10 protein-coding genes and 2 pseudogenes are annotated in these 14210 nt (G+C 39.9%); 1 reads left to right on the forward strand and 11 read right to left on the reverse strand.

Translation table 11 applies throughout. The features are described from left to right. Positions 1-125: 125 nt before the first annotated feature. Positions 126-464: pseudogene (locus ACJ8PE_RS06175) on the forward strand (integrase core domain-containing protein); the annotation flags it as partial. An 18-nt stretch (positions 465-482) separates the two neighbouring features. Here ACJ8PE_RS06175 and ACJ8PE_RS06180 read toward each other — a convergent pair. From ACJ8PE_RS06180 to ACJ8PE_RS06230, 11 genes and pseudogenes are all read right to left on the reverse strand, one after another. Further along, positions 483-672, reverse strand: a pseudogene (locus ACJ8PE_RS06180) (IS110 family transposase); the annotation flags it as partial. Between the two features lie 199 nt (positions 673-871). Continuing rightward, positions 872-2482, reverse strand: a complete 1611-nt coding sequence (locus ACJ8PE_RS06185) for a hypothetical protein (RefSeq protein WP_197793100.1) — start codon at positions 2480-2482, stop codon at positions 872-874. A gap of 114 nt (positions 2483-2596) precedes the next feature. Beyond that, the gene (wbaP, locus tag ACJ8PE_RS06190; protein WP_197793101.1) at positions 2597-4030 is read right to left on the reverse strand and encodes an undecaprenyl-phosphate galactose phosphotransferase WbaP; all 1434 of its coding nucleotides are present in this window, start codon (positions 4028-4030) and stop codon (positions 2597-2599) included. Between the two features lie 163 nt (positions 4031-4193). Then, complete coding sequence (locus ACJ8PE_RS06195; protein WP_197793102.1) at positions 4194-5351, reverse strand: glycosyltransferase family 4 protein; 1158 nt, start codon at positions 5349-5351, stop codon at positions 4194-4196. Between the two features lie 69 nt (positions 5352-5420). Next, on the reverse strand, positions 5421-6479 hold the full coding sequence (locus tag ACJ8PE_RS06200) for a glycosyltransferase family 4 protein (protein WP_197793103.1): 1059 nt from the start codon (positions 6477-6479) through the stop codon (positions 5421-5423). Continuing rightward, positions 6476-7372: a hypothetical protein gene (locus ACJ8PE_RS06205; protein ID WP_197793104.1), complete on the reverse strand. Its 897-nt coding sequence runs from the start codon at positions 7370-7372 to the stop codon at positions 6476-6478. The genes ACJ8PE_RS06200 and ACJ8PE_RS06205 overlap by 4 nt, the downstream gene beginning before the upstream one ends. A 574-nt stretch (positions 7373-7946) precedes the next feature. After that, complete coding sequence (locus ACJ8PE_RS06210) at positions 7947-9089, reverse strand: glycosyltransferase family 4 protein (RefSeq protein ID WP_197793105.1); 1143 nt, start codon at positions 9087-9089, stop codon at positions 7947-7949. Positions 9090-9252: 163 nt separating this feature from the next. Further along, positions 9253-11424 carry a tyrosine-protein kinase Wzc gene (gene wzc, locus ACJ8PE_RS06215; RefSeq protein WP_197793106.1) on the reverse strand — a complete coding sequence of 724 codons (2172 nt, stop codon included), beginning with the start codon at positions 11422-11424 and terminating at the stop codon, positions 9253-9255. A 12-nt stretch (positions 11425-11436) separates the two neighbouring features. Next, on the reverse strand, positions 11437-11871 hold the full coding sequence (locus ACJ8PE_RS06220; RefSeq protein ID WP_197793107.1) for an arsenate reductase/protein-tyrosine-phosphatase family protein: 435 nt from the start codon (positions 11869-11871) through the stop codon (positions 11437-11439). Positions 11872-11875: 4 nt separating this feature from the next. Then, positions 11876-13009 (reverse strand): polysaccharide export protein, encoded by a 1134-nt coding sequence (locus ACJ8PE_RS06225; RefSeq protein ID WP_197793176.1) that lies wholly within the window; start codon positions 13007-13009, stop codon positions 11876-11878. A gap of 297 nt (positions 13010-13306) precedes the next feature. Next, complete coding sequence (locus tag ACJ8PE_RS06230) at positions 13307-14200, reverse strand: sugar phosphate nucleotidyltransferase (protein ID WP_197793108.1); 894 nt, start codon at positions 14198-14200, stop codon at positions 13307-13309. Positions 14201-14210 lie beyond the last annotated feature (10 nt).

Genomic DNA, 14210 nt, shown 5'->3' on the forward strand with positions numbered 1-14210 from the left:
CGGTAATGATCTGGTGCTCGGTGAATCGGGCTTTACGCATGACGATCTCCTCAGGGGACATAATCAGTATGTCGGAAGATCTCTAAAAGTGAATGGTCCGTTTTACCGGGATGCTTACAACTACAAACCGCGGATATCCGCTGAAGATGCGGATGGATAACGGCCCGGAGCTGGTCTCGCTGACGCTGGCACAATGGGTAGAAGAGCATGGTGTGATACTGGAATTTGTCAGGCCCGGAAAACCAACGCAGAATGCCTTTATAGAACGGTTTAACCGAACGTACCGGACCGAAATACTGGATTTTTATCTGTTCAGAACACTGAATAAAGCACAGGAAATAACGGAACATTGGCTGGCAGAATATAACAGCGAGCGGCCTAATGAATCCCTGAATAACCTGACGCCGGAAGAATACCGGTTGATGGCTGAGAAGACGGAAATCTCAAAAAGTGTGTGGAACTAAAACGGATGTGCTTACATGATGGCCGAGCTGGCTGATATGGCGGGCCATAAAATGAGCGCCGGCACAGGACTCCATGACGACGGTGGCTGCATTACAGGTGGAAAGAAAAGCGGTGAGCTGAGTACGGGGGAAACTTCTTGCGTAGCAGAGCGTGGACATGGAACGTATGTTTGCCGAGGTCAATACCGATGAGCGTGATGTTTTGCATAATGATCCCCTTCGGAAAGAAAAACCCCCTGCCAGCATACCGCTCACAGAGGGGAACGAGCATCTCATTAGGGTCAAGACATCGAAGAGTAGATGGAGCTGTTGCAGAACTAACTCGAGCTCGAATATGGCCTCTTTTAGAAGCGGTGTGTAAATCCCTCATCAGGAGGTAGTACGTTATTAAAAGTGGGTAGAAAAAGTTAAAGATATAGTTTCACCCCTACCCAATCGACATTTTCTTCGTGGTTATCACCTCGAGCATTAGAAGCCGTTAGACGTTTGAAGCCAGTCAAAATGTACCTACCGACAGCGTCCTCTACAGCATTCGAAAGCTTTGTCAGTATAACATTGTCCCCTGGCAGGAAATAATTACCAGCAGAGGGCATGTCCTCTGAATAGTAGTTTTTTGGAATATGCGTAACTGTCGATATATCGCTTACTCCGCGAGCACCACCAAGATCTACACTGTTATCCAACAACACAGCGCCATTACTCCAGTAAAAAGACGCGTCCGTCTGCCCACTAAATTGAACACTACTCCCCAGATTCAGCGCATGTTTCGAAATATCGGAATAAACCCCTACTGTTTTTATCCCAGATGAACCATTTAGGCTAGTATTGTCAATGTGCAATGGAACCTGTTCGTTAACAAATATACCTGCCGAAAGCTTGTTGCCAGAGCCATAGCGACTGAAACGACAGTTGGATACGATAGTATTTGACTGTGTAGTTAAAGCATGACTTGTATAATCATTAATATCAAGGTTATCGAGAATAGCTTGTCCATTATCTGTATTTCTGATCACGTTATAACTCGGAAGCCCACTCAGAAATCCCATTTTTTTTCCTTCAGCATTCCCAACCAACTTAGAATCTAAAACGGAAACTTTATTCTGCCAATTTTGAAACCAGATTGGATGCCTAGACATATCCACGTCGCACGAAATGAATCTACAATTATCTGCCGAACCAAGAGACCTTTCAGAACGGAGATATATTCCTCGATGGTAACCATATGAGAAAAGTCTAAAAAAAGTTGCAAAATCACATCTACCTATGTGAAATGCTGTAGCATGATCATAGATCCATTGTTTCAATGATTGATCGTACTTGAATCCATCATCGATTAAATAATTATAATTAAAATGCACATCGGATATACGTGGGATATCTAGACAACAATCAAGAGATAACCCACGAAATATCGGTGAACCAATAACATTTTCTATAACCACATGAGACGAGGATATCTCTTTTGTACCAATAAGAAATCCATAGTATGCATTGCCAATATCGAGATTTCTAAATTCAGAATAATAACCACCACCACAGAAGAGTGGTTTGTATTTTACAGGCGCCTCGCCTTTTTTTAGATACAACTTTTGATTGGGGTAGCGAAAAATAAGATTTTCTATTTTATTTCGCCCACCTAAGATAAACTGAGGTTTGTCCAAATCAGAATGATCAATGATCACTCTTGGCATTGTACCAGCCTGACCGAAAAGTCTGGCCCCGGACACAGTAGGAATTCCTGCAGACTCAATGCGAAGAACGTAATCATGGGGGATCTCAACGGGAATGCCCGAAGTAACCGCATCTATTAGAGCCTGAGTAGCATTAACAGTGCCTTTTTTTTCTACCAGGAATTTCTTGAATGAAATAGAGTCCTCAGTATTAGTCGTCAATAATGGTGCTAAAGTATTATTTTTTGTCTGTCCATCATCCGCTGCAAACACTTTAGTAGACGAAGATAATGCAACTAGAGCTGATGGTAAAACTAAAGATAGCATTTCTCTACGCTTTTTATCCATAGCAGCCTCTAATTAGACGAAGGTATCTCTATGAATCCGACGTCTTTCATGAGCTCAAAGACGCCCCCCCTTTACTGACTATTGTTAAGCCTCATATTTAGCTTAAAAATCAAGTTAATAAGCTCCATCTCTTTTTAAAACGACCCCAATAGTTTTAAATAAGATTACAATATCATTCCACAAGGCCCAATTTTTTACATACCACGCGTCGAAGTAAACACGGGTATCATAATCTATATTATTCCTACCACTGACCTGCCAAAGACCTGTCATTCCTGGTTTAGCCATTAAGTAATAATCAACATCACCGGCGTATCGCTCTAACTCAGCTTCAACAATAGGCCTTGGTCCAACCAGACTCATCTCACCAACTAAAACATTCCACAATTGCGGCAATTCATCCAGACTAGTTCTTCGTATAAATGAGCCAATTTTCGTTATTCTCGGATCGTTTTTTAACTTAAAATCTTTTTCCCACTCAGCTTTCGCCTCGGGATCAGTTTTGAGTAACTCGCTCAAAACTTCCTGAGAGTTGACAATCATTGATCTGAACTTCAAACATTTGAATTTTTTCCCGTTTTTCCCTATACGCTCATGTCCATATATTGCGTTGCCTCCATCTCGAGAAACTTTATACGCTAGAAAAAGTAAAACAGGTGATAATGCAATCATAATAGATAAAGACCCAACAATATCAAAGATCCTCTTTAACATTCTGGATGAATATTTAGCCAAATTATTATTCACTCTAAGAATAATGACTTCATGGCTAAAAATGAAAGACATATCCGTGCCATACAATGGAACTCCACGCAAAGTAGGAATTACGGATACAGAGCGACAATTATGCTTAGCGAGTTTTTTTAACCACCAGTCTCTTAAACTATGTTGTTTAAACTCAAGAGCAACTATAAATTGCGTATTTTCTGTATCATATATCTTCCACAGTTCATCTTCGTTGCTAATTACCCTTATACCGAAATACTCTTTATCGCATTGCCCATCAGTGCACACAAAACCTACAACATTAAAACCAAGAACCTCCTCGCTTTGCAATGCCTCATAAGCTTCAAAAGCATTTTGACCGGACCCAATGATGATTGCATCTTTCTTCCAAAGCCCTAAGTGATTCAGAAGTTTTTTACATAAATGGCGGCCTAAAGGGACTAAGATGAGAACGAATATCCATGTTAATAACCATACGTAACGTGAAAAATTCCATTTTGAAAAAGCAACCAAGGCCAAATCCAGCACGGCAAATATAATTAACGTCCTAATAATCTCTTTCAATTCAAACCAAAAAGGCTTCCGATAAGAATAATGCCGCAATCTGGTCCAAAACCAAGCCACACAGATTATTGAAAGTGAGAAATGAGCTAATATCCGAGCCCAGAACTCATCATTGGGAACAAAAACACTTATTCCACCGAATATCTTATAGATTAATAGGTATGAAAAAACTATCGATACATTAAAAAATATGACATCGGAAAAAGCTAAAGATAATTTTGAAACGAATGCCATTAAAGAGCCGTGTTTCTTAGTCATAGATCATCACCAAAAATTTTTTTTCATATCATTATCACCTTTGCACATTAATTTTATTAATTACAAGCAATGGCATATTTCAGATCAGGATAAAAATTTTGCACGAATAGCTTTAGTAAAGCTATCTTTATGAAATGAGGGCTTTATTAAATCAAAAAAACCATTAGTAAATAACTTTTTTCTTATCCTGGAATTCACTCCACCGTTCAGATACATAGGCTTTTATTTCGTTTTTAAAACGCTCATCTGAAAATCTCAATGCGTTATCGCGACAGTCTGTTGGCATTATATTTTCTTCTATACTTTCAAAATAGTTAACTGAATCAATAATTGACGATACACTTTGTTTATCAAAGAATATTCCAGTAGCCTGATTTGTTCCATATGGACGCACGGTTTCTAAAGCACCTCCCTTACCAAATGCAATAACGGGGGTTCCACATGCTTGGGCTTCTACAGGGGTAATGCCAAAATCTTCTTCCGCAGCAAAAACAAATGCCTTCGCTTTTCGCATATGTTCTTCTAAAACAGAATTACTTTGATAACCAAGAATTTCAATATTTTTTCCGGCTTTTGCTTTTATTTTTTTCATCTCTGAACCATCTCCAATCACAACCAATTTTCTCTCTGGCATGCTGGAAAATGCTTCAACAATGAGATCAATCCTTTTATAGGGTACAAGCCGCGATGCTGTCAGGTAGTAATTTTCTTTTTTATCTTCAAACGAAAATGAACTCACACTGACCGGAGGATAAATAACATCGGCCTCACGACCGTAAACTTTTTTTATTCTTCTTGCTATAAATTTTGAATTAGCAACAAAGTGGTCTACACCATTTGCAGTTCGGCAATCCCATAATCGCATTTTGTGCAAAATCAATTTAGCCAAGAAACCTTTGATTCCAGTGTCAAGAGAGGACTCTCTCAAATATTGATGCTGTAAATCCCATGCGTAGCGTATAGGGGAGTGAATATAGCTAATATGTAGCTGGTCCGGCCCTGTTAAAACGCCTTTAGCGACTGCATGACTACTTGAGAGGATTAAATCGTGTGCAGAAACGTCAAGTTGCTCGATAGCCAAAGGCATCAGTGGTAAATATTTCTGGTAAATATTCCTAGCCTTCGGTAATGACTGAATAAATGTCGTATTGGCTTGCTTACCAGAAAAATTAGACCTAGCATCGTCAGATAGAAAGTCAATTACTGAATATAACTCTGATTGAGGATACACATCAATAAACTCTTTAATTACCTTTTCTGCCCCTGCATATGTAACTAGCCAATCAGCCACAATACCTACACTACCAATGTTTCTTGACATTAACTTCTCCAAATCTATTCATAATCAATATGGCTTATTATATTTAATGTACTTTATTGACTTATAAACTTATGATAATTGAAGTTGATCTATTATTGAGCTCAACTTTATTGCAGAACTGCGCCAAGAATACTTGGCAATATTTTTATATCCTTTCCCGATAAGTTCATCCCGAAGCAATTTATTTTCGACAATGTTTTGTAAGGCCATGGTCATCTCACCGTCTTTTTCCGGGTTAAAATAGAGCGCACTATCTCCAAGAACCTCAGGCATAGAGGCTAAGCTGGACGATATTACAGGGCATCCACATGCCTGCGCTTCCAAAGGAGGTATTCCAAAACCTTCATAGAAGGAGGGAAAAACAAAGGCCATAGCATTGACATACAACGATAATAGCTGCTCGTCGGTGACTCGACCTACAAATTTGACACGTTCATCCGACCCAACGTAAGAGCTTAAATCCATATTAGAAAAACTTTTTGCCGCACCGCCGATAATTTTGAGATTTATATCAATATCTCTTGGCAACCGAGTAAACTCACGAATTAAGCCATGGAAATTTTTATGATAATTTGTAGATGACACTGCTAAAACATATTTCTCTTGGTTATCGCTTTTCTTTTCACTTCCAAATATATCACTAGCAGAATTATATACAACATGAACCTTAGAGCTGTCACACTGGTAAATATCAACCAACTCTGATTTCGAGAAATTACTCACAGTAATTATCGACTTTGAGTTTCTAAGTAATGTAGGCACGAGTAGATTATAAACAACCTTGAATTTCCAAGAATAACTTTGAGGATAACGTCGATATGTTACATCATGTTGAGTCACCACTTGATTTTTATAGAAAGCAGGCCCTGTATTCCCTAAGTTTATCAGTAAAGGACTTCCTTCAGTTCTAAGAAATCGAGGCAAATCGAATTGTTCCCAGAGATGTCCACTATGCCTGCCTATAACCTTTACATTAAATTTTCCCGCTGCGTCATTTCTCGCTATATTTTCAGGAGCCAAGAAAATAATGTCACTCCTTATTTTCTGAAGCTCAAGACATATCTGCTCAGCAAATCGTTGTACACCAGTAAGCTCCTGCGTCAGAAATCTAGCATTTATATAAATCATGTTTCCTCATCCTCAAGCGTTTTTTTTCTCACTGTTTCACTCTCACTTCTAAATGCGCAAACAAATATAAGCAACTTAGTAATAGTTAGCATCGTGAACGGTGTAACCTGAAAGAGAGGCGTCGATACAGCTAATATCCAGAGCAGATTAAACAATACAGCATTGTAGATAACATTATATGGCAAAGAAAGATTTAATGCAGATACTTTTAGAATAGAATACATTGAGAAACCGAAGAGTACAATAATCCCCAGAGGACCAACTACTTTAATGAAAGAGACAAATGGGGTTTGAATACTTTTTCTATAGCTAGTCGCATTATTTTCTTTATCGATGACTTTGATTTCCCCATCATCATCAGTATCTGTTGGTGAGTAGAATTGTCCACCATTACCGATACCAATGAGATTAGCTGGAAACTTACTTCCGGTATATTCCCAGTAGTCACTAATCTGACCTGAACGCGTATTCATAGATTTACTGGTTGAAAGCATTAGGAACGTAGAGGCCAAAAAAACAGCAGCAATAGCAACAGCCCCGAGCTTAAGTATAGCGATACGACCTTTTAAGGCGTTTATAACAAAATCATAAATGAAATAAATCGCGCCAACAACAAACACGTACTTGTACATGTTGGCATACACTAAAACACCGATAATTATAGAAAGGAGATATATATATTTTCTTTTTAGCGGTTTTGTCAGGAATAATGAAACTAATAGTACAGCATAAATTGTAAAAAAGTTATAAACATCATCTTGATCTATAATTGATATATTCATGCCATAACGCGACCACACATAGTCTTTATAGATCAGACTAGAGACAAATCCCGATACCGCATTAATAAAGTCGACTATGACGAAAAACTTAAACAGAGTATAAAAATCCATCTCTTTTACTCTATTACTACACAGTTGGAATAAGTAGATGAAAATAATGAAGTATAATACCCCGCGAAAGCTTATTAGCTGATCAGTGACAACACCTTTCCCGCCACTTTGTAAGTAAACAAAGAAAGACACCGTAGATAATATCGCAAAAAAACCTCCCTGTAATACCATATACTTAACATAGACAGATACAGTAGAGTTTATCGAAATAAGAGTAGGACTAGCACTGGACAATTTCCGTAAGACAATAAATAACAGCGTTATGACACATAATATATCTAAAGGAACTAATGGTCCGATAACTTTAAAATGAAATATAAATGTTCTCGGTATTGCCAAGTTATAGTCATGTATTGGCTTTACCATTATATTGTATGACGAGTATGAACAAATTACATAAAAAAACATCAAAACAAGAAAGGCAAATCCCATCTTGTATTTTTTGTTGAAATGCCTGACATATACTGAGACGAAAATAAGTGTAATGAAGAATACAACTGAATCTAAAAATATCAAGTTACCCACAATACACTCCAACTATCCAAGTTTATAAATTTTTGTAACGCTACGCATATTAAATATCATCATCATGGTCGCTCAGATAATACTGCAGATAGCGTTTATAAACTTGATTTTTTTCAAATGGATTATTTATATCTACGCCAGGCATTCCAACTTTGCGCGAAGTTAGTATCATATCAACATCTTTCAGTTGATAAATATTTCCCAACAGTTCGCTTATCTCGGTGATACCGCCAACAAAGTTAGTAATAACAATCTTCCCGGCCAATGCTGACTCAGCGACGACTCGCCCGAAAGGTTCTCGCCACTTCACAGGAAGGATAACAACATCAACGTTTTGCAGAAACTCTGAAATAGGTATAAATCCTAGCAGGGATATTTCACTTTTATGCGCCCTGACACGTAATTCTTCTTCATCAGCATTGAAACGTCCAGCGGCAGAAAATTTAATGCTCGTATCACCTTTATACTTCTCTGCAATAGTACAAAAAATATCAAAACCTTTATCTTCAGTCAAGCGACCAATAAATCCCACCCTGAGTTCCCTAGAGGTGAGTTTTTCAACTTCAATAACATCCACCGCATTATAGATGCAATCGACTTCCGAGCCAATAAAAAAACCATCCTCACGATGGAACTTCAGTATATAATCGCTAATACCGATATAGGTATCAACATGTCGACTCATTCTGCGTTTGATAAAAGACCAAAATCTCACCGAGGCAAGGCTGGTATGCATATTTCCATTTTTATTAAACATGGTAGAGTTAGGATGAAAAAGATAATAGTCCCTACTTGTATGGACTAGTTTTATTTTTTTATTTTTTATTTTTTTCCATACTGCAACTGAAAACCCGCTAATATTATTGGTATGCACTACATCTGGATTAAAATCGTCTATTTCTTTCCCTACCTTCCTTGCCATTATAGGATTATATAGATCAAGAAAATGCCATATAAGCCTTGAAATCCTGCCTCTCTTTTTTTGAAATGGCCAGTAGATATTGGCAAGAGGTAAATATACAACATCAACGCCGTTCAATAATTCTTTTTTTCTTTTCTTCTCATTGCTTAACGTAAGCACCCTAACTTTATGCCCACTTTTCGCTAACTCCTCGGCGAGAAGTTGAACAGAAACCTCTGCTCCGCCTACTGCATAAGGGGCATACAATGTATTAATCATCAAAATATTCATAATCCCCCCCCAAAACATACCCTTTTAAAAGACAAAATTCATCCATACTCAGAAAAAATGGAATAAAAAATTTATACTAAATTATTTGCTAAAAAATTAAAGTGATACATGGTTAAATATGAGCTCGGTGGTGTAGTTAAAATACACCACCGCCGCTTCTCAGTTATTTCTTATCGGATTTATACTCGTATTGATAGTAGCCATAGCTGCCATAATAACTACTGGCTCGTTTCTCAACAGCATTGAGTATGACACCTTTAATATCTACGCCGTTTTGGTCAAATCGGCGAATACTCACATCAATCTCTTTGACCGTATTCAAACCAAACCTTGCGATCATTAACGAAGTTCCAGCAATATTACCAATGATCGCTGCATCGGTTACAGCTAAAATAGGCGGTGTATCAATCAGTACCAGATCATAATTCTCAGATGCCCATTGAATAAACTCACCAAACTGCTGACGCATAAGTAACTCAGATGGATTCGGTGGTATTTGTCCCCTTGAAATAAAATCCATCCCTTCAATGTTCGTCTTTTTCACTGCTTCCGCTGCAGAAATTTGTTTAGATAAAATATCTGACAGGCCGTTTTGCCACCCTGTTCCTAATAGTGTATGCGAATATCCCTTGCGCATATCTGCGTCAATAACCAAAACTCTGGCTCCAGATTGAGCAATCACTGCTGCCAAGTTCATACTTACGAAAGTTTTGCCGATATTAGGGCTGGCACCTGAAATCATTAAAACATTATTCTTTGCTTCAAGCATCGCAAAATGCAGGCTTGTGCGCAGACTTCTTATTGCCTCGATAGCTAAATCGGTTGGGTTACCAGTAGCCAGTAAGGTTAGAGAGCGAGTATTTGATTTCCTTTTTGCTATAGAGAAAGTCTCTCTATCTTTTTTCTGCTGCCATTCAGACAATGGAATGCTCGCATAAACGTTAATCCCCTCTTGTTCTAGTTCCTCAGGGTTTTCAATACCTTTATGGAAGATAGTTTTTAACAGAACAATGGCAATCGAGAATACCCCGCCAAGGAATACAGCCAAGAAAATAATAATTGCCTTCTTCGGTTTAACTGGCTTTGGCTGAGTGACTGCAGGATCTACAATTCTTACATTGCCGACTGTACTAGCCTTAGTTATGCTCAACTCCTGCTGTTTATTAAGTAGCTGCATATAAATTTCTTTACCTGCATCAACATCTCGTGTCAGGCGAAGAATTTCTTGCTGCGTTTTCGGCATAGTACTTACACGTTTATTCAAACGTGCATTTTCTTTCTCAAGTGTCGCTCTCTTTTCCAGCAGGGCCCGGTACGCCGGGTGTTCTTTGGTATATAGTTTCGAGATCTCAGCTTCTTTAAACGTAAGCTCATTTAACTGAGTATCAACTGAAACAATCGTATCCAGCACAGATTTTGCTTCTAGCGACAGATCGACAGAGTCATTTTGCTGACGGAATTGATTAAGTTTGTCTTCAGCCTTATCTAAAGAACCACGTACAGACGGCAGTTGCTCCTTAAGAAAGTCCAGGCTCTTTGCTGCTTCTTCCGATTTACGCTCAACATTCTGCAATAAATAGTTAGTACTTATGCTGTTTAATACTTTTCGTACAAGAACCGGATCATCACCCACGTAACTTAATGATAGAACGCCAGTATCCTTTCCCTTATCTTCTACAGATAGATACGCAAGTACATCATTGATAGCAACTAACTTAGGTTTTTTGATTAGTTTGAATTCAGTTCCTATTGCAGAATCAATATCACTAACTAAAAGAGAAATCCCATTCTTGTCTAAGAATTCGCCAACACGGCCATTGATGATTGCCCCAGTATCATCGGAAATAGTGTAACTATCTTTTCCCGTGACTTTCAACTCCAACGGTGAATCCAACATACTTTCTGGAACATCAAATCTAGATAGTTCTATTTTTCCAGCCTTCTTCCCTGTCAACCTTGCCCATCCACGGCCAAAAACAGGAAAATAGTCCTCCTTAACAACTGTATCCAAATTTAGGTCATCTACTGTTTTACCAATGACCATTCGCGATTGGATCAACTCTATCTCAGTCGATGAGGCCGGTTGACTTGTCGGAATCATTTCTGACAAGTTACTCAGGATAGAATTCCCTGCATTTTGCTCAACCTGAACCAACGCATCAGATTGATATTCCGGTGTCGCAAATAATGAATAAATAATACCGAAAAATGCAAAAATCGTTGTAATCCCAATAATCAGCCAACGATTATCCAGCAAATTACCAACTAATCTTCCTAAGTCTATCTCATCATTACTACTGCTTACCGCAGTTTTCATCTTGGTAGTATCAGTCATTGTTATCTCTGTTCAACGATTTAATGCCTGAGCCCATTTATCTGCGGCTTCAGAAAGTAATTGGTAAACGAATTTAAATGCCTCATAGCTTTTACCATAAGGGTCAGCAATATCACGCTGATTAAGCCAGTGGGCAAATAGCATCGTTTTTCCTCGCACTTCGGGAGCTAAACGACACACACCGTCTATATGTTCTTTCTCCATGACTAAAATGAGGTCATAGTCGCGACACATTCGGGCTGTCAGTTGTTGACCTAGGTGCCCCTCTAGCGATAAACCATGCTCATTAGCAACCTGAATTGCTGTTACATCCGCGGCCTTACCGACTAAAGCGCCCAAACCTGCAGAGCTGATTTTTTTATCAGGCAAAGCCCGTTTTAACAACCGTTCTCCCGTTGGGGAACGACAGATATTGCCAATACAAACAACTAAAATCGAATCAAACATAAACTTACCATGTATGGATATAACGAACGGTTTCAGTCATATCGTGCACGCCAGAAATAGTCGGAACCAACTGACTAATCACCCGGTTCCAGCGAATAACCGGCGCTGTCGTTACATATACTATATCATAAGGCTGCAATTGAAACTCAGTGCCCATAACCAGTGCAGAGGCGTCAGAAGCTTTCAACTGGTAAATATTAGCGATCTTGCGCCCTTCATTACCACGTAAAGGACGGATGACAAATACGCCTGTCGCATCGGCTACCGCTTGATCCATCCCTTCAGCATTACCCAACGCCTCAGTTAATGTCATACCACTACGGTCCATTTTCAGGGTAGTTTGTTTCTTCACCTCACCCATAACAAATACTTTCAAGTCGTCATTTCTAGGGATATAAAGAATATCTCCAGGGTACAACAAATGGTTCTGTGTCAGATCGCCCTTTTGCATCAGAGCTTGTAGTGATATTCGCTTCTCTACACCGTTATGCGTAAGTACCAAATTCCGCCAATCCGCATCCTCTGATAACCCTCCAGCGGCATTAATTGCGTCCATGATAGTTAGCGGAACGTTGGTAATAGGCTGCTGTCCCGAATTTTTAACTTCGCCGGTGATGTAGGCTTTTTGCGAACGGAACGCAGCAATACTTACATCTACCTGTGGACTCTCAATATATTGAGCCAAGCGGTTTGATATATCTGAGCGGACCTGGCCTACTGTTTTTCCGGTTACTTTTACTTTACCGATGTAAGGGTAGAAAATGGTACCATCAGAATGTACCCAGTTACCGGTATCACTAGCGCTACGATATTGCCCTGCTGGTGTTGTGAGCTCCGGATGATCCCATACCGTCACCATCAAAACATCACCGACACCGATACGATATTCATAGTTTTGAAGTTCACGCTGTAACGAAGGGTTAGGTTGTGCGATCACTGCTTTAGGTCGCATTTTCTCCACCAACCCCGGAGTCATCGGATAGATATTAACCAGCTTGTCAATATCGAAATCGCTATCTGGCTGCTCAACTATGTCTTTGCCACTGGTTGAAAGATGAGAGCCCGGCACGATAGTACAGCCGCTGACCACACTGATAGATACCAGAAGCGGTATCAGTTTCCATTGTTTTTTTGCCATCGAGTTATCATCACTTTCAAAGTAAAAAATGCATGTAATGCCAAGTCCCAGGCCAACCATGGCGCCTACCGCGGCACTCAGCGAAATGAGTTATCAATGCTCCCATGAGTACATCCTAAAACGCACTTTCATTGAGCAAGTGTTGAATTCAGATTTGTTAGACTGAAAGCCTAGGAGCATTATTGCATAGTTCTTAAATAAAAAGAGCAGCATAAGCACCGTCGTTTTTGCCTAAACATAGCAGAGGCCGGTCGGATATCGCTCCAGACCAGCCATCATGAGAGTAATTGATAAACGCTACAGAGAGAGTTGTTCAGCCCACTCACGGAAGGCCTTACCCTGCGTTGGATGACGCAAGCCATATGTCACGAATGCCCGCAAGTAACCCATCTTCTCGCCGCAGTTAAACGACTCGCCAACCAACTCTGTGGCTTCTACCGTCTGATGTTTCAGCAATTCGGCAATCGCGTCCGTCAACTGAATGCGCCCCCAGGCACCCGGCTCGGTTTTTTCCAAAATGGGCCAGATAGCGGCTGAAAGCACGTAGCGCCCAACGGCTGAATAGTTGGACTTCAGTTGAACATCGCTGTCCGGTTTTTCGATAATCGCGGTAATGGGTGAAGATTCGCCTGGCTGCAACACATTGTTCTGGCACTCCACAACGGAATAGTCGCGCAAAACATGCTCATCCACGGGTTGGATCAATACCTGACTCAAACTCGTCTCTTCGAAGCGGGAAATGAGGTGAGCCAGGTTATCTTTTTTCAGATCGGCTTTAGCATCGTCAAGCAACACATCCGGCAACAGCACCACAAAAGGAGAGTCTCCGATCAATGGCTTGGCGCAAAGTACCGCATGACCCAGCCCCTTTGGTTGCCCTTGCCTAATATGCATCAACGTTACGCCTTTCGGCGTTATTGATTGGACTTCATCCAACAACTGGCGCTTAACGCGAGCCTCAAGCATCGCTTCCAATTCAAAGGACGTATCGAAATGGTTTTCTATTGCATTTTTAGATGAATGCGTAACCAGAATGATCTCTTTGATACCTGCCGCTACGCACTCATTAACAATGTATTGAATCAAAGGCTTATCGACGATCGGCAACATCTCTTTAGGAATCGCTTTAGTCGCCGGTAGCATATGCATACCCAAGCCAGCGACAGGAATGACAGCTTTCAACTTCGTCATGCTCGTCCTC

Source organism: Serratia sp. CY74737, assembly GCF_052166775.1.
Classification (GTDB): domain Bacteria; phylum Pseudomonadota; class Gammaproteobacteria; order Enterobacterales; family Enterobacteriaceae; genus Serratia; species Serratia ureilytica.